The organism is Streptomyces viridiviolaceus (assembly GCF_014650995.1).
Classification (GTDB): domain Bacteria; phylum Actinomycetota; class Actinomycetes; order Streptomycetales; family Streptomycetaceae; genus Streptomyces; species Streptomyces viridiviolaceus.
In genome coordinates, this window is record NZ_BMWA01000012.1 from 168,901 (window position 1) to 195,775 (window position 26,875).

Annotated in this window: 27 protein-coding genes; 6 read left to right on the forward strand and 21 right to left on the reverse strand. The window is 72.6% G+C overall.

The window, feature by feature from the left end:
- Positions 1-11 precede the first annotated feature (11 nt).
- From IE260_RS19350 to IE260_RS19365, 4 genes are all read right to left on the reverse strand, one after another.
- Positions 12-1,136, reverse strand: a complete 1,125-nt coding sequence (locus tag IE260_RS19350; RefSeq protein ID WP_189873551.1) for a GuaB3 family IMP dehydrogenase-related protein — start codon at positions 1,134-1,136, stop codon at positions 12-14.
- Positions 1,137-1,241: 105 nt separating this feature from the next.
- Entirely contained in the window at positions 1,242-2,750 is a 1,509-nt protein-coding gene (gene guaB, locus IE260_RS19355) for an IMP dehydrogenase (RefSeq protein ID WP_189873553.1), read from the reverse strand.
- A 151-nt stretch (positions 2,751-2,901) separates the two neighbouring features.
- On the reverse strand, positions 2,902-3,489 hold the full coding sequence (locus tag IE260_RS19360; RefSeq protein WP_188184014.1) for a sigma-70 family RNA polymerase sigma factor: 588 nt from the start codon (positions 3,487-3,489) through the stop codon (positions 2,902-2,904).
- Between the two features lie 280 nt (positions 3,490-3,769).
- Positions 3,770-4,381 carry a response regulator transcription factor gene (locus IE260_RS19365; RefSeq protein WP_003948568.1) on the reverse strand — a complete coding sequence of 204 codons (612 nt, stop codon included), beginning with the start codon at positions 4,379-4,381 and terminating at the stop codon, positions 3,770-3,772.
- Between the two features lie 381 nt (positions 4,382-4,762).
- On the opposite strand from IE260_RS19365, the gene IE260_RS19370 reads away from it, so the two are divergent.
- Entirely contained in the window at positions 4,763-5,092 is a 330-nt protein-coding gene (locus IE260_RS19370; protein ID WP_189873555.1) for a WhiB family transcriptional regulator, read from the forward strand.
- Positions 5,093-5,157: 65 nt separating this feature from the next.
- Here IE260_RS19370 and IE260_RS19375 read toward each other — a convergent pair whose 3' ends face one another.
- A complete protein-coding gene (locus tag IE260_RS19375; RefSeq protein WP_189873557.1) occupies positions 5,158-6,090 on the reverse strand; it encodes a LysR family transcriptional regulator in 933 nt (310 codons plus the stop codon).
- Between the two features lie 81 nt (positions 6,091-6,171).
- Between IE260_RS19375 and IE260_RS19380 the strand changes: the two genes are divergently transcribed.
- On the forward strand, positions 6,172-6,840 hold the full coding sequence (locus tag IE260_RS19380) for an MOSC domain-containing protein (RefSeq protein ID WP_189873559.1): 669 nt from the start codon (positions 6,172-6,174) through the stop codon (positions 6,838-6,840).
- A gap of 96 nt (positions 6,841-6,936) precedes the next feature.
- On the forward strand, positions 6,937-7,710 hold the full coding sequence (locus tag IE260_RS19385; RefSeq protein ID WP_189873561.1) for an SDR family NAD(P)-dependent oxidoreductase: 774 nt from the start codon (positions 6,937-6,939) through the stop codon (positions 7,708-7,710).
- 84 nt (positions 7,711-7,794) lie between these two features.
- On the opposite strand, the gene groL is transcribed toward IE260_RS19385, so the two are convergent.
- The 4 genes from groL to IE260_RS19405 form a co-directional block, all read right to left on the reverse strand.
- Positions 7,795-9,420 carry a chaperonin GroEL gene (gene groL, locus IE260_RS19390; protein ID WP_189873563.1) on the reverse strand — a complete coding sequence of 542 codons (1,626 nt, stop codon included), beginning with the start codon at positions 9,418-9,420 and terminating at the stop codon, positions 7,795-7,797.
- Positions 9,421-9,540: 120 nt separating this feature from the next.
- Positions 9,541-9,849, reverse strand: coding sequence for a co-chaperone GroES (gene groES / locus IE260_RS19395; protein WP_014178834.1), 309 nt, complete (start codon positions 9,847-9,849; stop codon positions 9,541-9,543).
- A gap of 362 nt (positions 9,850-10,211) precedes the next feature.
- Positions 10,212-10,904: a polysaccharide deacetylase family protein gene (locus IE260_RS19400; RefSeq protein ID WP_189873565.1), complete on the reverse strand. Its 693-nt coding sequence runs from the start codon at positions 10,902-10,904 to the stop codon at positions 10,212-10,214.
- The gene (locus tag IE260_RS19405; RefSeq protein WP_189873567.1) at positions 10,901-11,821 is read right to left on the reverse strand and encodes a polysaccharide deacetylase family protein; all 921 of its coding nucleotides are present in this window, start codon (positions 11,819-11,821) and stop codon (positions 10,901-10,903) included. Before IE260_RS19405 ends, IE260_RS19400 begins: the two co-directional genes overlap by 4 nt.
- A gap of 90 nt (positions 11,822-11,911) precedes the next feature.
- On the opposite strand from IE260_RS19405, the gene IE260_RS19410 reads away from it, so the two are divergent.
- Positions 11,912-13,081: a THUMP-like domain-containing protein gene (locus IE260_RS19410; RefSeq protein ID WP_229880891.1), complete on the forward strand. Its 1,170-nt coding sequence runs from the start codon at positions 11,912-11,914 to the stop codon at positions 13,079-13,081.
- Here IE260_RS19410 and IE260_RS19415 read toward each other — a convergent pair.
- From IE260_RS19415 to IE260_RS19430, 4 genes are all read right to left on the reverse strand, one after another.
- On the reverse strand, positions 13,078-14,364 hold the full coding sequence (locus IE260_RS19415; RefSeq protein ID WP_189873571.1) for an RNA polymerase sigma factor: 1,287 nt from the start codon (positions 14,362-14,364) through the stop codon (positions 13,078-13,080). The two genes, IE260_RS19410 and IE260_RS19415, sit on opposite strands and share 4 nt — an antisense overlap.
- Before the next feature lie 44 nt (positions 14,365-14,408).
- On the reverse strand, positions 14,409-14,765 hold the full coding sequence (locus tag IE260_RS19420; protein ID WP_189873573.1) for a YciI family protein: 357 nt from the start codon (positions 14,763-14,765) through the stop codon (positions 14,409-14,411).
- A 113-nt stretch (positions 14,766-14,878) separates the two neighbouring features.
- Positions 14,879-15,898: an LCP family protein gene (locus tag IE260_RS19425; protein ID WP_189873575.1), complete on the reverse strand. Its 1,020-nt coding sequence runs from the start codon at positions 15,896-15,898 to the stop codon at positions 14,879-14,881.
- Positions 15,899-16,091: 193 nt separating this feature from the next.
- Positions 16,092-17,144, reverse strand: a complete 1,053-nt coding sequence (locus tag IE260_RS19430; RefSeq protein WP_189873577.1) for a LacI family DNA-binding transcriptional regulator — start codon at positions 17,142-17,144, stop codon at positions 16,092-16,094.
- A 139-nt stretch (positions 17,145-17,283) separates the two neighbouring features.
- Here IE260_RS19430 and IE260_RS19435 point away from each other — a divergent pair, with 139 nt between their 5' ends.
- Complete coding sequence (locus IE260_RS19435; RefSeq protein WP_189873579.1) at positions 17,284-19,608, forward strand: beta-xylosidase/alpha-l-arabinosidase; 2,325 nt, start codon at positions 17,284-17,286, stop codon at positions 19,606-19,608.
- A gap of 374 nt (positions 19,609-19,982) precedes the next feature.
- Here IE260_RS19435 and IE260_RS19440 read toward each other — a convergent pair whose 3' ends face one another.
- From IE260_RS19440 to tsaB, 4 genes are read right to left on the reverse strand one after another with little or no spacing between them, the layout of a single operon-like run.
- On the reverse strand, positions 19,983-20,237 hold the full coding sequence (locus tag IE260_RS19440; RefSeq protein WP_189873581.1) for a hypothetical protein: 255 nt from the start codon (positions 20,235-20,237) through the stop codon (positions 19,983-19,985).
- Positions 20,234-21,331, reverse strand: a complete 1,098-nt coding sequence (tsaD, locus tag IE260_RS19445; RefSeq protein ID WP_189873583.1) for a tRNA (adenosine(37)-N6)-threonylcarbamoyltransferase complex transferase subunit TsaD — start codon at positions 21,329-21,331, stop codon at positions 20,234-20,236. Before tsaD ends, IE260_RS19440 begins: the two co-directional genes overlap by 4 nt.
- On the reverse strand, positions 21,324-21,821 hold the full coding sequence (rimI, locus tag IE260_RS19450; RefSeq protein ID WP_189873688.1) for a ribosomal protein S18-alanine N-acetyltransferase: 498 nt from the start codon (positions 21,819-21,821) through the stop codon (positions 21,324-21,326). The genes tsaD and rimI overlap by 8 nt, the downstream gene beginning before the upstream one ends.
- A gap of 29 nt (positions 21,822-21,850) precedes the next feature.
- Entirely contained in the window at positions 21,851-22,504 is a 654-nt protein-coding gene (gene tsaB, locus IE260_RS19455; protein WP_189873585.1) for a tRNA (adenosine(37)-N6)-threonylcarbamoyltransferase complex dimerization subunit type 1 TsaB, read from the reverse strand.
- Between the two features lie 107 nt (positions 22,505-22,611).
- On the opposite strand from tsaB, the gene IE260_RS19460 reads away from it, so the two are divergent.
- Positions 22,612-23,163 carry a hypothetical protein gene (locus IE260_RS19460; protein ID WP_189873587.1) on the forward strand — a complete coding sequence of 184 codons (552 nt, stop codon included), beginning with the start codon at positions 22,612-22,614 and terminating at the stop codon, positions 23,161-23,163.
- Between the two features lie 22 nt (positions 23,164-23,185).
- On the opposite strand, the gene IE260_RS19465 is transcribed toward IE260_RS19460, so the two are convergent.
- From IE260_RS19465 to alr, 4 genes are all read right to left on the reverse strand, one after another.
- Positions 23,186-23,350, reverse strand: a complete 165-nt coding sequence (locus IE260_RS19465; RefSeq protein WP_189873589.1) for a hypothetical protein — start codon at positions 23,348-23,350, stop codon at positions 23,186-23,188.
- A 189-nt stretch (positions 23,351-23,539) separates the two neighbouring features.
- Positions 23,540-24,064, reverse strand: coding sequence for a tRNA (adenosine(37)-N6)-threonylcarbamoyltransferase complex ATPase subunit type 1 TsaE (tsaE, locus tag IE260_RS19470; protein ID WP_189873591.1), 525 nt, complete (start codon positions 24,062-24,064; stop codon positions 23,540-23,542).
- 89 nt (positions 24,065-24,153) lie between these two features.
- Positions 24,154-25,365 (reverse strand): alpha/beta fold hydrolase, encoded by a 1,212-nt coding sequence (locus IE260_RS19475; RefSeq protein WP_189873593.1) that lies wholly within the window; start codon positions 25,363-25,365, stop codon positions 24,154-24,156.
- Between the two features lie 69 nt (positions 25,366-25,434).
- Positions 25,435-26,598, reverse strand: coding sequence for an alanine racemase (gene alr / locus IE260_RS19480; RefSeq protein ID WP_189873595.1), 1,164 nt, complete (start codon positions 26,596-26,598; stop codon positions 25,435-25,437).
- Positions 26,599-26,875 lie beyond the last annotated feature (277 nt).

Consider the following 26,875-nt stretch of genomic DNA (forward strand, 5'->3'; position numbering starts at 1 on the left):
CAGGGACGGGACTACCGCCGGTGCTGCGAGTCCGCCACTGTCACCTCGACGCGCTGGAACTCCTTGAGCTCGCTGTAGCCGGTGGTGGCCATGGCGCGGCGCAGGGCGCCGAAGAAGTTCATCGAGCCGTCCGGGGTGTGCGACGGACCGGTGAGGATCTCCTCGATGGTGCCGACGGTGCCGAGGCCGACCTTCTTGCCCCGCGGCAGCTCCTCGTTGACGGCCTCCATGCCCCAGTGGTGGCCCTTGCCCGGCGCGTCGGTCGCCCGCGCGAGGGGCGAGCCCATCATCACCGAGTCGGCGCCGCAGGCGATCGCCTTGGGCAGGTCACCGGACCAGCCGACGCCGCCGTCCGCGATCACGTGCACGTACCGGCCGCCGGACTCGTCCATGTAGTCGCGGCGGGCCGCCGCCACGTCCGCCACGGCCGTCGCCATCGGGACCTGGATGCCCAGCACGTTGCGCGTGGTGTGCGCGGCGCCGCCGCCGAAGCCGACGAGGACGCCCGCGGCGCCGGTGCGCATCAGGTGCAGGGCCGCCGTGTAGGTGGCGCAGCCACCGACGATCACCGGCACGTCGAGCTCGTAGATGAACTGCTTCAGGTTGAGCGGCTCGTGCGAGGAGGAGACGTGCTCCGCCGAGACCGTCGTGCCGCGGATGACGAAGATGTCCACGCCCGCGTCCACGACGGCCTTGGAGAACTGCGCCGTGCGCTGCGGGGAGAGCGCGGCCGCGGTGACCACGCCCGAGTCGCGCACCTCCTTGATGCGCTGCCCGATCAGCTCCTCCTTGATGGGAGCCGCGTAGATCTCCTGCAGGCGCCGGGTCGCGGTGTCCGCGTCCAGCCCGGCGATCTCGTCGAGCAGCGGCTGCGGGTCCTCGTACCGCGTCCACAGACCCTCGAGGTTCAGCACGCCCAGGCCGCCCAGCTCGCCGATCCGGATCGCGGTGGCCGGGGAGACGACCGAGTCCATGGGGGCGGCCAGGAAGGGCAGCTCGAAGCGGTAGGCGTCGATCTGCCAGGCGATCGAGACCTCCTTCGGGTCCCGCGTACGGCGGCTGGGGACGACCGCGATGTCGTCGAAGGCGTACGCCCGGCGGCCGCGCTTGCCGCGCCCGATCTCGATCTCAGTCACGTCTGTGGCCTTTCCCTGATGCGTTTCAGCGCCTTCCAGTATCCCCGACGGGCACGGCGAGGGCGGCCCCGGTCGTTCCGGGGCCGCCCTCGGGAAGATCGCCGGCTACTTGGTGCGGCTGTAGTTCGGTGCCTCGACGGTCATCTGGATGTCGTGCGGGTGGCTCTCCTTGAGGCCGGCGGAGGTGATCCGCACGAACCGGCCGTTGCTCTGCAGCTCCGGCACGGTCCGGCCGCCGACGTAGAACATCGACTGGCGCAGGCCGCCGACCAGCTGGTGGACGACCGAGGAGAGCGGGCCGCGGTAGGGCACCTGGCCCTCGATGCCCTCGGGGACCAGCTGCTCGTCGGAGGCGACGCCCTCCTGGAAGTAACGGTCCTTGGAGAACGACTTGCGGTCGCCGCGGGTCTGCATGGCGCCCAGCGAGCCCATGCCGCGGTAGGACTTGAACTGCTTGCCGTTGATGAACATCAGCTCGCCCGGCGACTCCTCGCAGCCCGCCAGCAGCGAGCCGAGCATCACGGTGTCGGCGCCCGCGACCAGGGCCTTGGCGATGTCGCCGGAGTACTGCAGACCGCCGTCGCCGATCACCGGGACACCGGCCTCACGGGCGGCCAGCGACGCCTCGTAGATCGCCGTGACCTGCGGTACACCGACGCCGGCGACCACGCGGGTGGTGCAGATGGAGCCGGGGCCGACGCCCACCTTGATGCCGTCGGCACCCGCGTCGACCAGGGCCTTCGCGCCGTCGCGGGTGGCAATGTTGCCGCCGATGACGTCGACGCCGGAGGAGTTCGACTTGATCTTGGCGACCATGTCGCCGACCAGCCGGGAGTGGCCGTGCGCGGTGTCGACGACGATGAAGTCGACGCCCGCCTCGATCAGCGCCTGGGCGCGCTCGAAGGCGTCACCGGCGACACCGACCGCGGCGCCGACCAGCAGCCGCCCCTTGGCGTCCTTGGCGGCGTTGGGGTACTTCTCCGCCTTGACGAAGTCCTTGACCGTGATCAGGCCCTTGAGGACGCCGTTGTCGTCGACCAGCGGCAACTTCTCGATCTTGTGCCGGCGCAGCAGCTCCATGGCGTCGACGCCGGAGATGCCGACCTTGCCGGTGACCAGCGGCATCGGCGTCATGACCTCGCGCACCTGACGGGAGCGGTCGGTCTCGAAGGCCATGTCACGGTTGGTGACGATGCCGAGCAGCTTGCCGGCGCCGTCGGTGACCGGCACACCGCTGATGCGGAACTTCGCGCACAGCGCGTCGGCCTCGGCGAGGGTCGCCTCCGGGTGGATGGTGATGGGGTTGGCCACCATGCCCGACTCGGAGCGCTTGACCAGGTCGACCTGATTGGCCTGGTCCTCGATGGACAGGTTGCGGTGCAGGACACCGACGCCACCCTGGCGGGCCATCGCGATCGCCATGCGCGATTCGGTGACCTTGTCCATGGCGGCGGACAACAGCGGGATGTTGACCCGCACGTTCTTGGAGACGTACGAGGCGGTGTCGATCTCGTCGGGTGCCATGTCCGACGGGCCCGGCAGCAGCAGCACGTCGTCGTAGGTCAGCCCGAGTGTCGCGAATTTCTCGGGCACTCCGTCGACGTTGGCAGTCATGACACCTTCCCCAAATGGCCTTGATCGGTGCGGATGTCCATGCTAACGGGAAGTGGACGTGTCTCATTCCACGATCAAGGACCGCTCCGGGCTTCGTAGATTCGTACGGTGCCGGTTACGGAAACGGCCCGCCGCCCGTTCACGGCGGGCGCTACTGCTCCGCCAGTGCCCGCAGCCGGCTCAGCGCCCGGTGCTGGGCCACCCGCACGGCTCCGGGTGACATTCCCAACATCTGTCCGGTCTCCTCGGCCGTGAGCCCCACCGCGATGCGCAGCAGGAGCAGCTCCCGCTGGTTCTCGGGCAGGTTGGCCAGCAGTTTCTTGGCCCACTCGGCGTCGCTGCTGAGCAGCGCCCGCTCCTCCGGGCCGAGGGAGTCGTCCGGCCGCTCCGGCATCTCGTCGGACGGGACGGCCGTCGAACCGGGGTGCCGCATCGCCGCGCGCTGGAGGTCGGCGACCTTGTGGGCGGCGATGGCGAAGACGAACGCCTCGAAGGGACGTCCGGTGTCCTTGTAGCGGGGCAGCGCGAGGAGGACCGCGACGCAGACCTCCTGGGCGAGGTCCTCGACGAAGTGCCGGGCGTCGCCGGGCAGCCGGGACAGCCTCGTGCGGCAGTACCGCAGCGCCAGGGGATGGACATGGGCGAGCAGGTCGTGCGTGGCCTGCTCGTCCCCGTCGACGGCGCGGTGTACGAGCCCACCGACCGTCCCTTGGTCAGGGGCCGCCTCGTCGTCACGCATCGGACCATGGTGCCTTGCGGCTGTCCGATCCGTGGCACCGCGCCCGTTGTTGTGCACCGAAGCGTTATGAGCAGGTGCGCCGGAACTCATCCCCTGCGCCCTCCCCTTCCGCTCGACCGACTCGTCCCCGAGGAACTCCACACCTCAAGGATGCGGCATCCGCGGCGAAACGAGCAGCGGGCACCCGGCGGGTCGCCTTGTCACCCCCGCTCACCTCGCGGTAAGCGGGGATCGCCGCGCCCCCGTCGGGCCCTGTGGGCCTCCACCACACGGGGCTTCCCTACCGGACGAGGCCCCACCGGAAGCCGAGCGCCACCGCGTGTGCACGGTCCGAGGCGCCGAGCTTCTTGAAGAGCCGCCGGGCATGGGTCTTGACGGTGTCCTCGGAGAGGAACAGCTCACGGCCGATCTCCGCGTTGGACCGGCCGTGGCTCATGCCCTCCAGGACCTGGATCTCCCGCGCGGTCAGGGTGGGCGCGGCGCCCATCTCGGCCGAGCGCAGCCGCCGCGGGGCCAGGCGCCAGGTGGGGTCGGCGAGTGCCTGCGTGACGGTGGCGCGCAGCTCGGCGCGCGAGGCGTCCTTGTGCAGGTAGCCGCGGGCGCCGGCGGCGACCGCGAGGGCCACACCGTCCAGGTCCTCCGCGACGGTGAGCATGATGATGCGTGCGCCCGGGTCGGCGGACAGCAGCCGCCGGACGGTCTCGACGCCGCCCAGGCCGGGCATGCGTACGTCCATCAGAATCAGGTCCGAGCGGTCGGCGCCCCAGCGGCGGAGGACTTCCTCGCCGTTGGCAGCCGTCGTCACGCGCTCGACGCCGGGCACGGTCGCGACCGCGCGGCGGAGCGCCTCTCGGGCAAGCGGGGAGTCGTCGCAGACGAGGACGGAAGTCATGGCCGTCCTCCGCAGCTGATGCGCGTCACGTTGAGCCTCCAGGCTGGTTCGAAATCGTCACCTGTGCGGTCGACCGTCTCGGACGCCCGCCCGAGCGCTTGTTCCTTCAACCGCCTCCGCACTCTCAACGACGGTCACTCGAAAGAGTTACGGGGCTGTGTGTCGTCTTCGGCACTCTACGTGAGGGGACGGACACAGCGCAGACATGCGCAGCAGACCCACAATCTTTCATCACAACCTATGCCCCATTCAGCCCTTTTTCTTCCTCTTCGCTGGTGTCTGCGGCTAGATTCGCAATGAGTCATATTTTCATCTCCTTAGATCGTAGTTGTACGGTCGTGGACACCGTATCCACCCAGATCGGCTACAAGGGGTCACGCAATGGCAGATTTCTCCCGCCTTCCCGGACCGAACGCGGACCTGTGGGACTGGCAGCTCCTGGCTGCGTGCCGCGGGGTGGACAGCTCCCTCTTCTTCCATCCGGAGGGCGAGCGCGGTGCGGCCCGGAGCGCTCGCGAGAACTCGGCCAAGGAGGTCTGCATGAGGTGCCCGGTCCGCGCCGAGTGCGCGGCTCACGCGCTGGCGGTGCGCGAGCCGTACGGCGTCTGGGGCGGGCTGACCGAGGACGAGCGCGAGGAGCTCATGGGACGGGCGCGCAACCGCCTGGTGACGGCGTCACCGGCCGGCGGCGACACCGCCTCGCACCACTGAAGGGACCGAGGGACCGAATCAACTGAAGGAACGTTTCTCCAGCAGGCCTCGCACCTGTGGCAGGCCTATACGCATGCCTCGGGACCGTACGGCGCCGAGGACTGGCGGGACGCGGCCCGGGCCAGTTCGTCCAGCGTCGCCGTCACGGCCGGGACCTGGGCCAGGTCGGGGAGCGTGAGCGCGACGATCTCCCGTCGCACCGCCGGCTCCAGCGCCACCGTCCGCGCACCCCTGGGGCGTACGGACTCGACGGCGAGCTGGGGCAGCACGGCCACCCCGAGCCCCGCGCCGACCAGGCCCACGACCGCCGGGTAGTCGTCGGTCGCGAAGTCGATCCGCGGTGCGAAACCGGCCCCCTCGCACACCTCGACCAGCTGCCCGCGGCAGCGCGGGCAACCCGCGATCCACGGCTCCCCGGACAGGTCGCCGATGGCGACGGTCTCCGCGTGCGCCAGCCGATGACCCCCGGGCACCAGCGCCACCAGGCGGTCGGTCAGCAGGGGCCGTACGACGAGGTCGTCCCACTCCTCGGCGGCCGCCGCCCCCTCGTAGCGGAAGGCCAGCGCCACGTCGCAGTCGCCCTCCCGCAGCAGTTCCACGGACTTCGGCGGCTCGGCCTCCTCCAGCGAGACCCGGGTGCCGGGGTGCGCGGCGCGCAGCGCGGCGAGGGCGGTCGGCACGAGCGTGGAGCTGCCGCTGGGGAAGGAGACCAGCCGCACCCGCCCCGCCCGCAGCCCGGCGATCGCGGCGACCTCCTCCTCGGCGGCGGTCAGCCCGGCGAGGATCCCGGCGGCGTGCCGCACCAGTGCCTCTCCGGCCTGGGTGAGCCGCATCTCGCGTCCGCTGCGCACCAGCAGGGGCGTGCCGACGGATGCCTCCAGGGCCTTCATCTGCTGGCTGACGGCGGGCTGGGTGCAGCCCAGCTCGCGCCCCGCGGCGGAGAAGGAACCGGTGGACGCCACGGCACGCAGCACGCGGAGATGACGGGCCTCGATCACACATCTGAGGATAAGCGATCCTTTGACGCGGCGCCGAATAATACGTCGACGCTTTGACGGCGGGTGTCCTACCGTGCCGCCATGAAGCTTCTGTCTGTGAACCTGGGCCGTCCGAAGGCCGTGCCGTACACGGATCACCCCGAGGGCGTGACCGGCATCGACAAGCAGCCGGCCGACGGACCCGTACGGGTGACGGCGCCCGGGCCGAAGGGGGTCGGCGCGAGCGGGCTGGCCGGGGACACGGTGTGCGACACGCGCCACCACGGCGGCACGGACCAGGCCGTGTACGCGGTGGCGCGCGAGGACCTGGACGACTGGGAGCGCGAGCTGGGCCGGCCGCTGGTCAACGGCGCCTTCGGCGAGAACCTGACGACGACGGGACTGGACGTGTGCGGCGCCCGGATCGGCGAGCGCTGGCGGGTCGGGCCCGATCTGGTGCTGGAGGTCACCTCCGGCCGGATCCCCTGCCGTACCTTCCAGGGCCATCTGGGTGAGAAGCGCTGGGTGAAGCGCTTCACGGAGAAGGGGGCGCCGGGCGCCTACCTGCGGGTGATCGAACCCGGTGAGATCCGGGCGGGCGACGCGGTGGAGATCGTGCACCGGCCCGGCCACGAGGTGACGGTGGCGTTGCAGTTCCGGGCCGTGACGACCGAGCGGGAGCTGCTGCCCCGGCTGCTCGAGGCGGGCGACGCGCTGCACCCGGACGCGCTGGCCGCGGCCCGGAAGTACGTGGCCGCCCGGGAAGCCTGACACGGCCTCACGCCGACCCCCTTCACGGGTGCTTCACCGGCCGGGGAGCCGGTGAGCGAAGCGGACGGACGCGGTCCGGGTCACTAACCTTGCGCCATGACAACGGCATTGATTACGGGATCGACCGCGGGAATCGGCGCCGCGTTCGCGCGGCGGCTGGCGGCCGACGGGCACGACCTGGTGCTCGTGGCCCGCGACACCAAGCGGCTGCGCGAGCAGGCGACCGAGCTGCACGACCGGCACGGCATCGAGGCCGAGGTGCTGACGGCCGACCTCGCGACGGACGACGGCATCGAGGCGGTGGCCGCCCGGCTGGGCGAACGCAGGAAGCCCGTCGACCTGCTGATCAACAACGCCGGCTTCGGCAACAAGGGCCGTTTCCTCGACGTCCCCATGGCCGACGAGCTGACGATGCTGAAGGTGCACTGCGAGGCGGTGCTCCGGCTGACCTCGGCGGCGACGGAGGCGATGCGGGACCGGGGCCGCGGGGGTGTCGTCAACGTGGCCTCGGTCGCGGCGTTCGTGCCGCGCGGCACCTACGGGGCCTCGAAGGCATGGGTCGTGCAGTTCACGCAGGGCGTGGCACGGGACCTGGCCGGGAGCGGGGTGCGGCTGATGGCGCTCTGCCCGGGCTTCGTGCGCACCGAGTTCCACGAGCGGGCCGGGATGGGCACGGACAACATCCCGAACTGGATGTGGCTGGACGCCGACAAACTGGTCGCGGCGGCGCTGAAGGACCTGGCCCGGGGCAAGACCCTGTCGGTTCCGGACCCCCGGTACAAGACGCTGATGGGGGCGACGAAGCTGGTGCCGCGGGGGATGCTGGGCGGGATCACGTCGAAGACGGGGCGGAAGTACGGGCCGCAGTAGCGCCCGGGCGTTCCGCACACGGGGAAGGCCCCGTCTCCGTCACGGGCGTGACGGGGACGGGGCCTTCCGCTACGAGCGTGTCGCTCAGTGGGCGTGGCCGTGGCCGTGGCCCGCGGCGGCCGGCTCCTCCTCTTCCTTCTTCTCGACGACCAGGGTCTCGGTCGTGAGCAGGAGGGAGGCGATGGAGGCGGCGTTCTCCAGGGCGGAGCGGGTGACCTTCACCGGGTCGATGACGCCGGCCTTGACCAGGTCGCCGTACTCGCCGGTGGCGGCGTTGTAGCCGTTGCCCTTGTCGAGCTCCGCCACCTTGGAGACGATGACGTAGCCCTCCAGGCCGGCGTTCTCGGCGATCCAGCGCAGCGGCTCGACGGCGGCGCGGCGGACGACCGCGACACCCGTGGCCTCGTCGCCGGTCTTGCCGAGGTTGTCGTCCAGGACCTTGACGGCGTGGACCAGGGCGGAGCCACCACCGGAGACGATGCCCTCCTCGACCGCGGCGCGGGTCGCGGAGATGGCGTCCTCCAGACGGTGCTTGCGCTCCTTCAGCTCCACCTCGGTGGCGGCGCCGACCTTGATCACGCACACGCCGCCGGCCAGCTTGGCGAGGCGCTCCTGGAGCTTCTCGCGGTCCCAGTCGGAGTCGGTGGTCTCGATCTCGGCCTTGATCTGCGCGACGCGGCCCTCGACCTCGTCCTTCTTGCCGGCACCGTCGACGATGGTGGTGTCGTCCTTGGTGACGGTGATGCGGCGGGCGGTGCCGAGCACGTCCAGGCCGACCTGGTCGAGCTTGAGGCCGACCTCCTCGGAGATGACGGTGGCGCCGGTGAGGACGGCCATGTCCTGCAGCATCGCCTTGCGGCGGTCGCCGAAGCCCGGGGCCTTCACCGCGACGGCGTTGAAGGTGCCGCGGATCTTGTTCACGACGAGGGTGGAGAGGGCCTCGCCCTCGACGTCCTCGGCGATGATCAGCAGCGGCTTGGAGGCGTTGGCCTGGATGACCTTCTCCAGCAGCGGCAGCAGGTCCGCGATGGAGGAGATCTTGCCCTGGTTGATGAGGATGTACGGGTCCTCCAGGACGGCCTCCATGCGCTCCTGGTCCGTCACGAAGTACGGCGACAGGTAGCCCTTGTCGAAGGCCATGCCCTCGGTGAAGTCCAGCTCCAGGCCGAAGGTGTTGGACTCCTCGACGGTGATGACACCGTCCTTGCCGACCTTGTCCATCGCCTCGGCGATCAGCTCGCCGACCTGCTGGTCCTGGGCGGACAGCGCGGCGACGGCGGCGATGTCGGACTTCTCGTCGATCGGGCGGGCGGTCGCGAGGAGGTCCTCGGAGACGGCGGCGACGGCCGCGTCGATGCCCTTCTTCAGCAGCGCCGGGGAGGCACCGGCGGCGACGTTCTTCAGACCCTCGCGCACCAGCGCCTGGGCCAGGACGGTCGCGGTGGTCGTACCGTCACCCGCGATGTCGTTGGTCTTGGTCGCCACCTCCTTGACCAGCTGGGCGCCGAGGTTCTCGTACGGGTCCTCGATCTCGACCTCGCGGGCGATCGTGACACCGTCGTTGGTGATGGTCGGGGCGCCGAACTTCTTGTCGATGACGACGTTGCGGCCCTTGGGGCCGATCGTCACCTTCACCGTGTCGGCGAGCTTGTTGACGCCGCGCTCGAGGGCGCGACGGGCGTCCTCGTCGAACTTCAGGATCTTCGCCATGGGAGCGTGAGCCCTCTTCCGAAATCTAGGGGAAAACTGGCTGCGCCCCGGGCGCCCGGCTTCTTATGGGTCGCGGGGGCCAGGGGCGCAGCTGCTGAGCAGGAGTCGAGGTGAGTCGACTTACTTCTCGATGATCGCGAGCACGTCGCGGGCCGAGAGGACGAGGTACTCCTCGCCGTTGTACTTCACCTCGGTGCCGCCGTACTTGCTGTAGAGCACGACGTCGCCGACGGAGACGTCGAGCGGAAGACGGTTGCCGTCCTCGAAGCGGCCCGGGCCCACGGCCAGGACGACGCCCTCCTGGGGCTTCTCCTTGGCGGTGTCCGGAATGACCAGGCCCGAAGCCGTGGTCTGCTCGGCGTCGAGCGGCTGGACCACGATGCGGTCCTCGAGCGGCTTGATGGCAACCTTGGAGCTGGCGGTCGTCACGATCCGACCTCCCCCTTCGGAGATCTCACGGGGTTAACTGTCTGAGGTGGCGACCAGGTCGATCCGTCGTCGCGGGTGCCGGACCTGCCCGTCGCGTTGTTGGCACTCTCCTAGGGGGAGTGCCAGAGCCGAGACTATGACCGCGATTAGCACTCGGTCAAGCGGAGTGCCAATGCCTGCGGCGCGTCGGCCGTCGTTCACGTGTGAACGCCGGTTTCTTCAGCACCCCGGCGTGGGTGTGGGCGTCGCTGGGGGATGCCGCCCCCAGGCCCCCGCTTTCGGCCTTCGGCCTCGTCCTCAAACGCCGGACGGGCTGAGAGTGCCGGACCGGCGTCGACGGGTGCGGCCGGCAACACCCACCGCTAGAGGTAGTCCTCCAGACGGCCCACCCTCAAGCCCTGCTCCCCGATCCTCCGCAGCAGGTCCTCCGTGCGGCCCGGCGCGTCGACGGACACGATGTCGCCGGGGAGCAGGCGGGGCTCGCCGCGGGTGTAGGTCAGGTCGCCGTCGCCGTCCAGGGTCGCCCGCCACAGGACGACCGCCTTGATGCCGCAGTCGGCGGCGGCGCGCAGGGTGGTCGTGTCGTACCTGCCGTAGGGCGGGCGGAAGAGGTGGGGGCGGACGCCGAAGCGGGAGTGCAGCTTGCGTTGCTGGCCGCAGATCTCGGCGCGCTGGCCGGCGTAGGGCAGGGCCCGCAGGGAGCGGTGGTCGAGGGTGTGGTTCTGCAGGCTCGCACCGACCGAGCGCAGCCGGGCGAAGTGGCCGTACGCCGGTCCGGCGACGGTGTCGGTGAGGAACAGGGTGATCGGCAGCCTCCGTTCGCGGACCATGCCGACGAACCGCGGGTCCCGTTCGGCGGCGTCGTCGTAGGTGAGGAAGACGACGTCGTCCCGGGTGGGGACGTGGTCCACGACCGCGGGCAGGTCCCGGCCCCGCCCCTGGGCGGGCGGGGCCTTGCCCGCGGTGCGCTCGGCGGGGCCGGTGAACTGGGCGCAGCCGGCGAGCAGCACGGCCGCCAGGGCGGCCCCGGCCGGCCGGAACCGCCCCCGCCTCACAGGTAGTCCTCCAGCCGGGCCACGGCGTATCCCTCGGCGGTGACCTTGTCGAGGAACTCACGGACCATGTCGCGCATGGTGCCGCCCCAGTCGCCCGGGCCCCGGAAGTGGGTGAGGACGATGTCGCCGGGGCGGATCCTGCGGTCCCACTCGCGGTAGTCCCAGTGGTCGGCGAAGACCTCCTCGTTCCAGATCGGGGCGTATCTGATGCCGCAGGCCTTCGCGGCCCGCAGGGTGTCCCGGTTGTAGTTGCCGTAGGGCGGGCGGAAGAGGACCGGGCGCTTGCCGTAGCGCTCCTCGATCACGTCCTGCATGCCGCAGATCTCGCGCTTCTGCTCCGCGTACGACAGGCCGGGCAGGTAGGGGTGGTTGAGGGTGTGGTTGTTGAGGGTGACCCCGCGGGACTGCATGTCCTCGAAGTAGCCGTAGTCGTCCCTGACCAGGTAGTCGCTGAGGAAGGCGGTGTACGGGATCCTCAGCTCGCTCATCATGCGCAGGAACTCGGGGTCCTTCTCGGCTCCGTCGTCGATGGTGAGGAAGACGACCTTCTCCTTGGTGGGAACGGTGGTGAAGACCGGCGGCAGGCCCTCCTGCCCGGTCACCTCGAAGCCCTCGCGGGGGGTGATCACCGGCTTCTTCGCGGGGGGCGGGGGTGGCGTCAGCGGGACCCGCTCCAGGTTCCAGCGCCGGGCCGCGGCGACCCGGGCGGCGTGGGCCGCGCGCGGTTCGGACCCATAGGCGTCCGGCGCATGCGCCGAGGGCTGCTGGCCGGAGGCGGGGCGCACCCCGGAGGCGTCCTGCGCGCAGCCGGACACGAGGGCGGCCACGGCGAGGGCGGCGAGGCCGCCGCGAACCCCGGGCCCCGCGAGGTTCACCCGAAAAGCCCGTCTCTTATCGTTTTGTACGATTACTCGCATGGTGCCGGATCTTCGCAGCCCGCGGCCCCGGAACCCCGTCCGACACCGCGTCGGAGGCACACCGTCCACCGACTGGCCCACAATGAGCCGGTGAACGACCTCGACGCCCTCCTCACCCCCGAAGGCCGCGACCTCCTCGACGCGGTGCGCGGCACCGATCCCGCCCAGGAGCTGGCCGTCGCCACCCGGCTGCGGCGCGAGCACCCGGCCGAGCTGGTCTCGGCGGCGCTCGGACAGGCGCGGCTGAGGCAACGGGCGGTGGCGAAGTTCGGGGCGGAGGACGCCGGGCGGATGTTCTTCACGCCGAACGGCGTCGAGCAGTCGACGCGGGCGAGCGTGGCCGCGTACCGGGCCCGGCGGCTGACGGACCTGGGCGTGACCTCCGTCGCCGACCTGTGCTGCGGGATCGGCGGCGACGCGATCGCGCTGGCCCGCGCCGGGATCCGGGTGCTGGCCGTGGACCGGGACCCGGCGACGGTCGCGGCGGCCCGCGCCAACGCCGACGCGCTGGGGCTCGGCGACCTGATCGAGGTGCGCGAGGCGGACGTCACGGAGGTGGACACGGGCGGCTACGACGCCGTGTTCGTCGACCCGGCGCGCAGGGGCGGCCGCGGCCGGATTTTCGACCCGGAGGCCTACTCACCGCCGCTGTCCTGGGCGGTCGAGGCGGCCCGTACGGCGTCCCGCGCCGCCGCGCTGAAGATCGCGCCCGGCATTCCGCACGAGGCGGTGCCCGCCGACGCCGAGGCCGAGTGGATCTCCGACGGCGGGGACGTGAAGGAGGCGGTGCTGTGGTTCGGGACCGCGCCCGGCGCGGTACGGGCCACGCTGCTGCCGGGTCCGCGCACGCTGCTGTCCCGGGGTCTGCCCGATCCGGAGGTCCGCACCCCGGGCCGGTACCTGTACGAACCCGACGGCGCCGTCATCCGCGCCCACCTCGTCGCCGAGGTCGCCGAGCGGGTCGGCGGCGGACTGCTCGACGCGACGATCGCGTACGTCACGGCGGACGAGCTGCTGCCGACGCCGTACGCCACGGCGTACGAGATCACCGACCTGATGCCCTTCAACGTGAAGCGGCTGAAGGCGCTGCTGCGGGAACGTCAGGTCGGCACGCTGACCGTGAAGAAGCGGGGATCGGCGGTCGAGCCCGAGGAGCTGCGACGGAAGGTCAAGCCCCAGGGACCCCACTCGGCGACCGTGTTCCTGACCCGGGTCGCGGGGGCGCCGACGATGCTGATCGGCCACCCGGCCGTCGGCTAACCGCACTCCTCGGCGCGGCGGGTCAGCAGGTCGCGTTCCCGTTCGTTGCCCGCCAGCGACGCGGCGCGGGTGAACTCCGCCCGCGCCTCTGCCGTACGGCCCAGGCGCAGCAGGAGGTCGCCCCGGACGCTGGGCAGCAGGTGGTAGTCGCGCAGGGCGGGTTCGGCGGCGAGGGCGTCGACGATGTCCAGTGCCGGGGCCGGGCCCTCGGCCATCGACACGGCGACCGCGCGGTTGAGTTCGACCACCGGGGACGGGGCGCGCGCCGCGAGCAGGGCGTAGAGGGTGGCGATGCGCTGCCAGTCGGTCTCCTCGTAGCTGTACGCGAGGGCGTGGCAGGCGGCGATCGCGGCCTGGAGGACGTACGGGCCCGGGGCGCCGGCGGCGGTGGCGTCGGCGCGGCCCAGGGCGGTGACGCCGCGGGCGATCAGCATGCGGTTCCAGCGGCGGCGGTTCTGGTCCTTCAGCAGGACGGGTTCGCCGCCGGGGCCGGTGCGGGCGGCGGTGCGGGACGCCTGGAACTCCAGCAGCGCCGTCAGGCCGTGGACCTCCGGCTCCTTCGGCATCAGGGCGCAGAGCACGCGGGCCAGGCGCAGGGCGTCCTCGCAGAGGGCGGGGCGCAGCCAGTCGTCGCCGGCGGTCGCGGCGTACCCCTCGTTGAAGATCAGGTAGATGACGTCCAGGACCGAGCCGAGCCGGGCCGCGCGCTCCGGGCCGTACGGCACCTCGAACGCGACGTTCTTCGCCGCCAGCGTCCGCTTGGCGCGCACGATGCGCTGCGCGACCGTCGGCTCCGGGACGAGGAACGCGCGGGCGATCTCGGCCGTGGTCAGGCCGCCGAGCAGGCGCAGGGTCAGCGCCGTGCGGGCCTCGGCGGACAGCACCGGGTGGCAGGCGGTGAAGACGAGCCGGAGCAGGTCGTCGTCGATGTCGTCGGGGTCGGCCGGTTCCTCGGGCGGGGCGGCGGTCGACAGATCCCGGCCGATCTCGGCCAGCTTGCGGGCGTAGTTCTCCCGGCGGCGGATCAGGTCGACGGCGCGGTTGCGGGCGGTGGCCATGAGCCAGGCGCCCGGGTTGTCGGGCACGCCGTCCCGGGGCCACTGCTCCAGGGCGGCGACCAGGGCGTCCTGCGCGAGTTCCTCGGCGATGCCGACGTCCCGGACGATGCGGGCGACGCCGGCGATGACGCGGGGCGACTCCAGGCGGAAGACGGTCTCGATGGCCTCGGTCGCCCGGCCGGGGCCGGAGGTGCCGCCCGGTGCGGCGGTGGGCTGTTGTTCCACAGCCCACCATGCAACACCCTCGGGCGCCCGGGGCAAAGCGGAGGTCAGCCCTCCATGATCTCCCGCACCTCGCAGGTCACCGTCCAGTGCTCCTCGTGCACCTTCAGGAAGCGCTTGGTCCACTCGATCGCCTCGGCCTTGTCCTTGGCCTGCATGAGGGCGTAGCCGCCGATGACCTCCTTGGACTCGGTGAAGGGCCCGTCGGTGACGGACAGCTGCCCGCCCTCGTAGTGGACGCGGGTGCCCTGGGCGGTCGGGGTGAGCCCGGCGGTGTCGAGCAGGACGCCGGCCTTCGTCATCTCCTCCATCAGCTTCTCCATGCGCTGGATCAGCTCGGGGCTGGGCCCGCCGGCGAGGGTGTCGTTCTCCTCGATCCGGATCAGCGACAGGTAGCGGGGCATGGTGGCTCCTCGGGGACGGTGGCCGGGTCCTTCCCGGCCTCTCACCCCTGCGTCGAACGGGGCGCCGCCGGATCGACACGCTCGCCGGAACTCCCCGGAGTTTTTTTCCGGCGTCAGCGCAGCGACTCCCACAACTCGCGGGCGTCCGGTTCGCGGGCCACCACCCGGTTGGTGTCCCAGGGCGCCGGCACGACCGGCATCGTCACCGTCGTCACGTCGTCCGCCGACAGGCCCGCGAGGCTCTGGCCGAGGCGCATCAGCTCGCCGAGCGAGTCCAGGCCGGTGTCGGTGGTGAGGCTGCCGGTGACCGCGTCGGCGACCCGGTACAGCTGCGCCGGGTCGGTGAGCAGGTCGGTGGCGGAGATCTGCTCCAGCAGCGCCTTGACCAGTTTCTGCTGGAGTTCTATGCGGGCCAGGTCGCTGCCGCCGGCCAGTCCGTACCGGGTGCGGGCCAGCCCGAGCGCCTGGGTGCCGTCGAGGTGATGGGTGCCCGCCGGAAGGCGCAGGTGGCTCTTGTCGTCGTCGATGTCCACGTCGGTGGTGACGGTGACGCCGCCGAGTGCGTCGACCAGCTTCGCGAAGCCGGCGAAGTCGATCTCGATGTAGTGGTCCATGCGGACGCCGGTGACCGACTCGGCCGTCTTCACCGCGCACACCGGCCCGCCCAGGGCGTACGCGGTGTTGAACATCGCGCCGGACGCCTCCCGGGTTGTGCCGCCGGACGGCAGCGGGCAGGAGGGACGGGTGACGAGGGTGTCGCGCGGGATGCTGACGACGGTGGCGCCGGCCCGGCCGGGGTCGACGTGGACGACCATCGCCGTGTCGGAGCGGGCGCCCTCGCTGTCGCCGCCGCCGAGTTCCCGGTTCTCCTCGCCGCTGCGCGAGTCCGAGCCGAGGACCAGGATGTTCAGGGCGCCGGTGGGCAGCGGGTCGGCGGCGTCCGAGGCCGAGGGGGCGGTGACCGGCCTGGCGGGGCGGTCGTCACCGAGCGCGCCGTCGATGTCGACGCTGCGGATGTTGCCGCTCAGGTGCCAGTACGCCCAGCCCGCGGCGGCGATGCCCAGCAGCAGGGCGCCCGCCAGGGCGAGGCCGGCGGCCCTCAGTACGTTGGAGCGCCCACCCCGCCCGCCCATGCGTCCGCCCCCGTCCCGGTCCGTCGCGTGCCCACGCGAGTGCCCACCGGGAGGAACGTAAGTCCGAATTGTTGCGAGCAGGGGCCCGCGGCCGACATTCTGCGGAAATTCTCAGACTTCATCGGGAGCGGCCCGGGACGCTGCACCGGCAGGCGGCCGACGAAAGTTTCGATCGACCGTCCGACTGACTTCGTCAGGACGTCGGGGGCGCCCCCGTGCTGCTGCGGACCTCCAGGCTGGTGGCCAGTTCCACCCGGGTCGCCGCCGCGGAGCCGTCGTCGCGTCCCAGCTCCAGGACCAGCCGGGCCGCCGCCTCGGCCATCTCCGTCAGCGGCTGCCGCACGGTCGTCAGCGGCGGCCCCACCCAGCGCGCCACCGGCAGGTCGTCGAACCCGACCACGCTCAGGTCCTGCGGGATGCGCAGGCCCAGTTCGCGGGCGGCCTCGTACAGGCCGAGGGCCTGCAGGTCGTTGCCGGCGAAGACCGCCGTGGGCCGGTCGGGCCGGCGCAGCAGCTCCAGGCCCCGGCGGTAGCCGGCCTCGTGGTGGAAGTCACCGGTCACGATCAGCTCCGGGTCCACCGGCAGCCCGGCCGTCTCCAGGGCGGCGCGGTAGCCGTCGATCCGGGCGCGGCTGCACATCATCCGGGTGGGTCCGCTGATCGCGCCGATGCGGGTGTGCCCCAGATCGATCAGGTGCCGGGTGGCGGCGAGCCCGCCCTGCCAGTTGGTCGCGCCGATGGACGGCACGTCGGCGCCCGGGTCGCCGGCCGGGTCCATCACCACGAACGGGACGGAGCGGCTGGTCAGCAGCGCGCGCTGGGACTCGTCGAGCCCGGAGAGCACCAGGATCACGCCGTGCGGGCGGCGGGCGGCGACCTGGTCGGCCCAGGTCCGGCCGGGTGTGAGGCGCCCCGCGCTCTCGGAGAGCACGACGCTGAGCCCCGCGTCCCGCGCCACGTTCTCCACCCCCCGGATGACCTCCATCGCCCATGCGCTCTCCAGCTCGTGGAAGACCAGGTCGATCAGGGGCGAGCGGGTCGCCTCCGCGCGGCGGCGCCGGTAGCCGTGGGCGCGCAGCAGCTCCTCCACGCGGGCCCGGGTGGTGGGGGCGACGTCGGCTCGGCCGTTGAGAACCTTCGAAACAGTCGGCGCCGACACACCGGCCTCGCGGGCGATCTCGGCGAGCGTCGCGGTCTGTGCGGACCGCGTTTGCGTCCGGGTTTCAGCGGGCTGGGGGGATGTCATGGCGGCGATCGTATCCCCGCTGACCCTCTTGACGAAGCCTTCGGGGCGCCAATAGGTTTCCGGAACATTCGATGGAGCTGTCGAAACATTCGCTTACCCGTCCGTGAGAGGGCCGTCCGTCCACCCCGACAGGAGTTCCATGACCACCGCGCCCTGGCGTGACCCCGCCCTGCCCGCCGCCGCCCGCGTCGACGACCTCCTGGCCCGGATGACCCTGGAGGAGAAGACCGCCCAGCTGTACGGCGTGTGGGTGGGCGCCGCCACGGACGGCGACGGCGTCGCCCCGCTGCAGCACGAAATGACCGCCGACCACGACTGGGACGAGCTGATCGCCCACGGCCTCGGCCAGCTCACGCGGCCCTTCGGCACCGCCCCCGTCGACCCGGCCCTCGGCGCCCGGGCGCTGGCCCTCGCCCAGCGCCGGATCACCGCGGCCGGCCGATTCGGCATCCCGGCCCTCGCCCACGAGGAGTGCCTGGCCGGCTTCACCGCCTGGCGGGCCACCGCCTATCCGGTGCCGCTCGCCTGGGGCGCCACCTTCGACCCCGGCCTGGTGGAGGAGATGGCCCGGCACATCGGCCGCGACCTGCGCTCGGTCGGCGTCCACCAGGGCCTCGCCCCCGTCCTGGACGTCGTACGGGACGCCCGGTGGGGCCGGGTGGAGGAGACGATCGGCGAGGACCCGTACCTGGTCGGCACCATCGGCACCGCCTACGTACGAGGCCTGGAGTCGGCCGGGATCGTCGCCACGCTCAAGCACTTCGCCGGGTACGCCTCCTCGGCCGGCGCCCGCAATCTGGCCCCGGTGCGGGCGGGCGTGCGCGAGTTCGCCGACGTGACCCTCCCCCCGTTCGAGATGGCGTTGCGCGAGGGCGGAGCCCGCTCGGTGATGGCGGCGTACACCGAGACGGACGGCGTCCCCGCCTCGGCGGACCCGGCGCTGCTGACCGGCCTCCTGCGCGACGAGTGGGGCTTCACCGGCACGGTGGTCGCCGACTACTTCGGCATCGGCTTCCTCGAGTCCCTGCACCGCGTCGCCGGCACCCCCGCCGAGGCGGCGCACCAGGCCCTCGCGGCCGGCATCGACGTGGAGCTCCCCACCCTCAAGTGCTACGGCAAGCCGCTGCTGGACGCGGTGCGGGAGGGCCGGGTCGCCGAGGAACTGGTCGACCTCGCGGCCCGCCGCGTGCTGCTCCAGAAGTGCGAACTGGGCCTGCTGGACGAGGACTGGACCGCCGAGGCGCCCGGCGGGACCGGCCCGGTCGACCTGGACTCCCCCGCCAACCGCGCCCTGGCCCGCCGCCTGGCCGAGGAGTCGGTGGTCCTCCTGGACAACCCCGACGGCCTGCTGCCGCTCGCCCCCGACACCCGCATCGCCGTGGTCGGGCCCCGGGCGGCCGACGCGCTGGCGATGCTCGGCTGCTACTCCTTCCCCTCCCACGTCCTGCCCCACCACCCCGAGGTGCCGGCGGGCATAGACATCCCGACCGTGCTGGACGCCCTGCGCGCCGAACTGCCCGACGCCAAGGTGACGTTCGCCGAGGGCTGCGACACCTCCGACCCGGACACCTCGGGCTTCGAGGAGGCGGTGGCCCGTGCTGCGGAGGCGGACGTGTGCGTGGCGGTGCTGGGCGACCGGGCGGGCCTGTTCGGCCGGGGCACCTCGGGAGAGGGCTGCGACGCGAGCGACCTCAGGCTGCCCGGCGTCCAGGGCGCCCTGCTGGACGCGCTGGTCGCGACGGGCGTGCCCGTGGTCCTGGTGCTGCTCACCGGCCGGCCCTACGCGCTCGGGCGCTGGCACGGGCGGCTCGGCGCGGCCGTGCAGGCGTTCTTCCCGGGCGAGGAGGGCGGCCCGGCGGTCGCGGGTGTGCTGTCGGGCCGCGTCACCCCCTCCGGCCGCCTCCCGGTGAGCGTCCCGCGCCTGCCCGGCGGCCAGCCCTGGACCTACCTCCAGCCCCCGCTGGGCCTGGCCGGCGAGGTCAGCAACCTCGACCCGACGCCGCTGTACGCCTTCGGGCACGGCCGCTCGTACACGACGTTCGCGTGGGAGGACTTCACGGGCGACGCCGACGCCGGGACGGAGATCGCCACGGACGGCTCCTACGACCTGTCCGTGACCGTCCGCAACACCGGAGACCGCCCGGGCGCCGAGGTCGTCCAGCTCTACCTGCACGACCCGGTCGCGAGCGTGACGCGCCCGGACCTGCGGCTGGTCGGCTACCAGCGCGTGGCGCTGGCGCCGGGACAGGCCCGGCGGGTGACGTTCCGCTTCCACGCGGACCTCGCGGCCTTCACCGACCGCGCCGGGCGCCGCGTCGTCGAACCGGGCGACCTGGAACTGCGGGTGGCGGCCTCCAGCGCGGACGTGCGCCACACGGCACGGCTGACACTGAACGGTCCGCGCCGGGAGCCCGGTCCGGAGCGCCGGCTGCGGTGCGGCACGGAGGTGTCCGAGGCGCCCTGAACCCGTCGGGTCAGTCCCCCCGCGTCACCAGTTCGGCCAGCCGCAGGAACGCCTCCGTCGTGGCCGGGCGCAGCCGGTGCAGCCACCGGTCGGGGGACTGCAGGGCCGCGTCGAAGGGCACGTGCACCACCTGCTCGGGCTCGACGCGCAGCCGCCGGGCGAACGTCTCCGGCAGCCCCCGTCCCGAGGGTCCGTCGAGGTCGGTGGCGACGACGAGGCCCGACGCACCAGTTCCTCCCGGCCGGCGGCACCCCGGAGGACGGCGAGGGTGCGCACGGCCGCCTCCAGGAACCACTCCGCGGTGCCGCAGCACAGGATCAGCCGGTCGGTGTGGTCGAGGACGACGTCGGCCGACCGGTGCATTCCGTACCGGATCAGTCACCGAGCGACTCGAACCTCCACCGATGCACCGCCCGTGTGATCAGGTTCCCGTCCGGCTCGGGCAGTTCGGGCAGCTCGGCGTCGTAGGCGGCGTCCCACCAGGTGATGACGAGGACCCGGTCCTGCGGGGCGCGGAAGGTCTCCCGGCGCAGCGGCCGGGCGGGCAGTTCCTGCCGCCGTGCCCAGGCCAGCAGTTCCTCGCCCCGGCCGGACACGGCCCGCGCCTCCCACATCAGCGCGACGGTCACGAGTACAGGTTCTCCTTGCTGACCTCGTGCACGTGGTCGTGGTCGTGCGAGTGCCCCGGCACGTGCGGGTCCGTCACCGGCAGCGACGAGTCCGCCGACAGGTCCCAGTCCGAGGCGGACCGGTTTCGGGCCACCATCTCGGCGCCCAGCGCGGCCACCATCGCCCCGTTGTCCGTGCACAGCTTGGGCCGCGGCACCCGCAGCCGGATCCCGGCCGCCTCGCAGCGGTCCTGGGCCAGCGCCCGCAGCCGGGAGTTGGCGGCCACCCCGCCGCCGATCATCAGGTGGTCGACGCCCTGGTCCTTGCAGGCACGCACCGCCTTGCGGGTCAGCACGTCCACGACCGCCTCCTGGAAGGAGGCCGCCACGTCACGCACCGGCACCTCCTCCCCCGCCGCCCGCTTGGCCTCGATCCAGCGGGCCACGGCCGTCTTCAGCCCGGAGAAGGAGAAGTCGTACGCCGGGTCGCGCGGCCCGGTCAGCCCGCGCGGGAACGCGATCGCCTCCGGGTCGCCCTCGCGCGCGTACCGGTCGATGACCGGGCCGCCGGGGAAGCCGAGGTTCAGCACGCGGGCGATCTTGTCGAAGGCCTCGCCGGCCGCGTCGTCGATGGTGGCGCCCATCGGGCGGACGTCGGAGGTGATGTCCGTGGACAGCAGCAGCGAGGAGTGCCCGCCGGAGACCAGCAGCGCCATCGTCGGCTCGGGCAGCGGGCCGTGCTCCAGCTGGTCGACGCAGATGTGCGAGGCGAGGTGGTTGACGCCGTACAGGGGCTTGCCCAGCGCGTAGGCGTACGCCTTCGCCGCCGAGACGCCGACCAGCAGGGCACCGGCGAGGCCGGGTCCGGCGGTGACGGCGATGCCGTCGAGGTCGCGGGCGGTGACCCCGGCTTCCTTCAGGGCGCGGTCGATGGTGGGGACCATCGCCTCCAGGTGGGCGCGGCTCGCCACCTCCGGGACGACGCCGCCGAAGCGGGCGTGCTCGTCGACGCTGGAGGCGACGGCGTCGGCCAGCAGGGTGGTGCCGCGGACGACGCCGACGCCGGTCTCGTCGCAGGAGGTCTCGATCCCCAGGACCAGGGGTTCGTCAGCCATGGTTGTCGGTTCCTTGTACGGAGTCGGCGCCCGCGGCGGAGCCGCTGTCGGGCGCTGTGGTCAGGCGCATCACCAGGGCATCCACGTTGCCCGGCTGGTAGTAGCCGCGCCGGAAGCCGATGGGCTCGAAGCCGAAGCGCTCGTAGAGCTTCCGCGCGCGGACGTTGTCCACCCGGCACTCCAGCAGCACTTCGGCGCACTCGAAGGCGGTCGCCGCCCGCAGCAGCTCGGCCAGCAGGCGCCCGCCGAGTCCGGTGCCCCAGTGGTCGCGGGCGACGGCGATGGTCTGGACGTCGGCCTGGTCCCCGGAGGCCACCAGTCCGGCGTAGCCGACGATCCGGCCGCCGTCCTCGGCCACGAGGTACCGGCGGGTCGCCTCGGGTCCGCGCGAGTGGGCCAGCTCGGACCAGAACATCCCGCGCGACCAGGCGTCCTCCGGGAACAGCTCCCGTTCCAGTGCGAGCACGGGGTCGATGTCCCACCAGCGCATCTCGCGCAGCACGGCAGTCACTGGCCCGCTCACTTGGGTGTGACCACCTTGTAGTTCTTGGGGACCTGGGCATCGGGCCGGCGCAGGTACAGCGGGCGGGGCGCGGGCAGTTCCTCGCCCGCGGCCAGCCTCTCGGCGGCCAGACACGCCAGGGCGGCGGCGGAGACGTGCTCGGGCTCGTGCGCCTTCGGGAAGGTGTCCGGGTACAGCAGTGCGCCCGCGCCCACGGCCGGCAGGCCCTCGACCTGGCCTGCGATGTCGGCGGGCCGGTCGACGGCCGGGTCGGTGACGCGGGTGCGCGAGTCGGCGTACCGCGCCCAGTAGACCTCCTTGCGGCGGGCGTCGGTCGCCACCACGAAGGGGCCCTCGAGGTCGGAGGCGTACGCCAGTCCGTCCAGCGTGCACACACCGTGCACGGGCACGCCGAGCGCGAGCCCGAAGGTGTCGGCGGTCATCAGTCCGACGCGCAGGCCCGTGTAGGGGCCGGGGCCGATGCCGGCGACGATGCCGGTGACGGCGTCGAGCCGGAGACCGGCCTCGGTGAGCACGTGGTCGACGGCGGGCAGCAGCAGCTCACCGTGCCGGCGTGCGTCCACCTGGCTCGACGAGGCGATGACGTCCGTACCGTCGTGCAGCGCGACGGTGACGGCGGGCGTGGCGGTATCCAGAGCGAGCAAGAGCACGCAAACAGCCTACGGCGCTCCGGGGGCCGTGTCGGACGCCTCGGTCGGGCGGTCACCTGCATTACCGTCGCCACGGAGCACGACGTACGACGACGAGGTGGTCGCCCGTGGCAAGCAGCAGCGCCGGAGTCGTGGCCGCGCTCACCGCGGCGGCCCTGGTGACGATCGGCTTCCTCGCCCACCAGTCCTCGGCGACCCTCCCGGCCGAACTGGCCAGGCGCCAGGCGGGCGGCACGGCCGCCGACGCACCCAAGGCGCCCCGCGACAAGCGGAACCCCGCCGCTCTGCCCGGCAACTCCGGATCGGGTGAACGGGTGGTGTACTCGGTGGACGACGACCGGGTGTGGCTGGTCGGCCCGGACAACAGGGTGCAGCGCACGTTCCGGGTCGCCCCGAGCACGGTCGACCCGCCCCCGGGCACCTACACGGTCACCTCCCGGTCCAAGAGGATCACCGGATCCGACGGCGTCCCGGTCGAGCACGTCGTGCGCTTCACCGACGTCGACGGTGTGGTCGTCGGATTCAGCGCGGCCGTGAACGGTTCGCCGGCGAAGCCCGACCCGAACGTGCGCACCGGCGGCATCCGGGAGACCCGCGCGGACGGCGACGCGATGTGGCGGTTCGCCACGACCGGTCTGCCGGTCGTCGTCATCCGCTGAGGCCGGACCCGGTCCGGCGGGGTCAGGCGGCCTCGCGGTGGTTCTCGGCCACCGGGTGCGCCTGCGGTTCCGGCGCACGCGGCGGCGTCGAGATCACCCTGGCCGCGGCGCAGGCCGCGAGCAGATCGTGCATGGACACCCCGGCGGCGGCGTGCGGCTGCTGCGGCTGGGCCTCGGTCTCCGGCATGGACGCCTCCTGAAGGTCGGGGGCGGAGCGTAGTTAGGCATGCCTAACTACGAGCTGGATACCATGTGACCACGCGCGGGGCACCGAACGCAACATCTTGCCGACGGCCTGTCGGAATGTCGTCCGGTGCGCGACCCGGATCGGGGCGGTAGGAGCGGGGCGTTCGGGCCGTCGGCCCGCCGCGTCGGCTCAGGCGGCGAGCACGCTCAGGTCGACCGCGGCCCAGCGCTCGCCGATCCCGGTCAGCGTCACGTGCCGCACCTCGTCGGTGGTGTCGCCCACGGCACGGTGGATCACCACCTGGAGCCGGTCGTCGGTCAGCTCCTCGACCTTGCCCTCGCCCCACTCCACGACGACCACGGAATCGGGCAGCGAGACGTCCAGGTCGAGGTCCTCCATCTCGTCCAGGCCGCCGGAGAGCCGGTAGGCGTCGACGTGCACCAGCGGCGGGCCGTCGCCGAGCGAGGGATGCACGCGGGCGATCACGAAGGTGGGCGAGGTGACGGCACCCCGCACGCCGAGGCCCTCGCCGAGCCCCCGGGTAAGCGTCGTCTTGCCCGCGCCCAGCTCCCCGCTGAGCATCACCAGGTCGCCGGCCCGCAACAGCTTGGCCAGCCTGCGGCCCAGTTCCCGCATCTGCTCGGGGGAGGTGACGGTGATCTCGACGTCGGGGGTGGGCTCAGCCGGGACCTGCGTCTTTGAGGTTTCTTCCATCGTCACTCACTCGCAGTAGTACATTGATCACGCCCTGCAAGGGACCGGTCCGGGCTGGACCGCAGCCGGAAGGCTGGAAGCCGCTTCCGTCAGGAAGAGGCGGAGTCACAGCCATCCACGGTAGTGGAGCAAGTGGACGGCATCGCCCCCACACGGGCGAGCAGATCAGCGAGGCGGTCGGTGACGACTGTCGGGTGCTCCAGCATGACCAGGTGCCCGGCATCCGGTACCAGTACCAACTCGGCACCCGGCAAGAAGTCGGCGATCGCCTCGCTGTGCTCGCTCGGCGTGACCAGGTCCTGCACCCCGGCCAGCACGAGCACCGGCAGCTCCGCGAAGCGGGCGAGGGCCTCGGTCTTGTCGTGGTCGTTGAAGGCCGGGTAGTACTCGGCGACCACGTCGATGGGCGTCGACTCGATCATCCGCTCGGCGAACCGGGCCACGGCCGGATCGATGTCCCGGGACGCGAACGAGTACCGCTTGATGATCCCGGCGAACAGGTCCGCGGTCGCCCGCCGTCCCTTCTCCACCAGTGCGGCCTGCTGCCCGAGCGCCTTCAGCACTCCGGGGAGTACGCGCCGCACCGCGTTGACGCCGGCGACGGGGAGTCCGAAGTTGACCTCGCCGAGCCTCCCGGACGACGTGCCGACGAGGGCCACGGCGACCACGCGCTCGCGGACCAGCTCGGGGAACTGGTCGGCCAGGGCCATCACGGTCATGCCGCCCATGGAGTGTCCGACCAGCACGATCGGCCCCTCGGGCACGGCCGCGTCGATGACGGCCTTGAGGTCACGGCCCAGCTCGTCGATGGTGATCGGCGCTCCGTCACGCACCTGGGACACGCCGCGCCCGGACCGGCCGTGGCTGCGCTGGTCCCAGTGCACGGTCCGTACGACACCGCGGAGCGCCGCGCGCTGGAAGTGCCAGGAGTCCTGGTTGAGGCAGTAGCCGTGGCTGAAGACGACCGTCACGGGGGCCGGGGCCTTGCGGCCGAAGAGCCGGCGGCGCCGGGGGCGCGCGGACTCGGCCTCGGGATCGACGTCGTCCACCTCGTAGTACAGCTCGGTGCCGTCATCGGCGTACGCCTTGCCCGGGGTGCCGCGCAGCGCGCCGTACGGTCCCGCCGAGTCGAGGGCGAGCCGCGCCTTGCGGCGCATGTCGCGGCCGACGGTCAGCCGCTCTATCGCCACGCCGGTCGCGGCTCCCGCCGCGAGCACGCCTATCGCGATGCCCGCGAGGCCGGTCGTCCGGCGCCACCCTCCGGCGGCCGCGGCGACGACCTCCGCGCTGCTCTCGCTCACCTACCGCTCCCTTGGGGTTTCTGGTTCAGCTGACCGCGTCCGTCATGGACAAGGACGCATGCGGACCCGTCACTCGTTCACATAGACGCGGGGAACGCGCGTCCCGATCCGGGTGACGATCTCGTACGCGATGGTGCCCGCGGCCTGCGCCCAGTCCTCGGCGGTGGGCTCGCCCCGGTCGCCGGGCCCGAACAGCACCGCCCGGGCGCCCGGTTCGGGCCGGTCCCCGCCGAGGTCGACGACGAACTGGTCCATCGCCACCCGCCCCGCGACCGTCCGCCACTTGCCGTCGACCAGGACCGGGCCGGTGGAGGAGGCGTGGCGGGGGATGCCGTCCGCGTAGCCGAGGGGGACGAGGCCGAGGGTGGTGGCGCCGGGCGTGGTGTAGTGGTGCCCGTAGCTGACGCCGTGTCCGCCGGGGACCTGCTTGACCAGGGCCAGGGAGGCGGACAGCGTCATCACCGGGCGCAGCCCGAAGTCGGCGGGGGTGCCGACCTCGGGGCTGGGCGAGACGCCGTACACGGCGATTCCGCACCGTACGAGGTCGAAGTGGGCCTCGGGGAGCGTGAGCGTGGCCGGCGAGTTGGCGATGTGCCGCACGTCGGGGCGGACGCCCTGCTGCTCGGCGTACTCGGTCATCTCCCGGAAGCGGGCGAGCTGGACGGCGATGGAGGGGTGGCCGGGCTCGTCGGCGCAGGCGAAGTGGGACCAGAGCCCGGTGACGCGCAGGAGCCCCTCGCGCTCCGCGCGCAGGGCCTCGCGGACGAGTTCGGCCCAGTCCTCGCCCGGCTGGCAGCCGTTCCGCCCGAGCCCGGTGTCGGCCTTGAGCTGCACGCGGGCGGGGCGGCCGGTGCGCCGTGCCGCCTCGCCGACCTCCTTCAGGGCCCACATGGCGCTGACGGACACGTCGAGATCCGCCTCGATCGCCTCCCGCCAGGGCCCGCCCGGCGTCCACAGCCAGCACATGATCCGCACGTCGTCCGGCAGCCCCGCCGCGCGCAGCGCAAGGGCCTCCTGCGGCGTGGCGGTGCCCAGCCAGGTCGCGCCGGCCGCGACGGCCGCGCGGGCGCACGGGATCGCGCCGTGGCCGTAGGCATCGGACTTCACCACGGCCATGAGGGCAGCGCCGGGAGCCCGCTCGCGCAGCGCGCGCACGTTGGCCCCCAGGGCGACCAGGTCGATCTCGGCGCGGGCCCGCCGGGTGGCGGCCCACTGGGCAGCTGTCTCACTCATCGTGGCCCCAGTCTCTCAGAGCCCCGAAACCCGACACCGCCACCCGGGACCCCCGGGGCAACGCCCCGGCCGCGCGCAGCCCTGCCACTGGGGCGCCACGGGCGAGACGACCACTGCCGCAGCTGCGGGCAGCCCTGCCGCCGGAGCGGCACGGTGAGCGCAGCGGCACCCCACGACGCCGGGCCGCGCACCTCCCCGCCCACAGCAACGCCGAACGCCCGCTCGCCGAACGCCCGCAGCCGCGAGGCCGCTGCCGCGGCACCCCGCGACGTCGGGC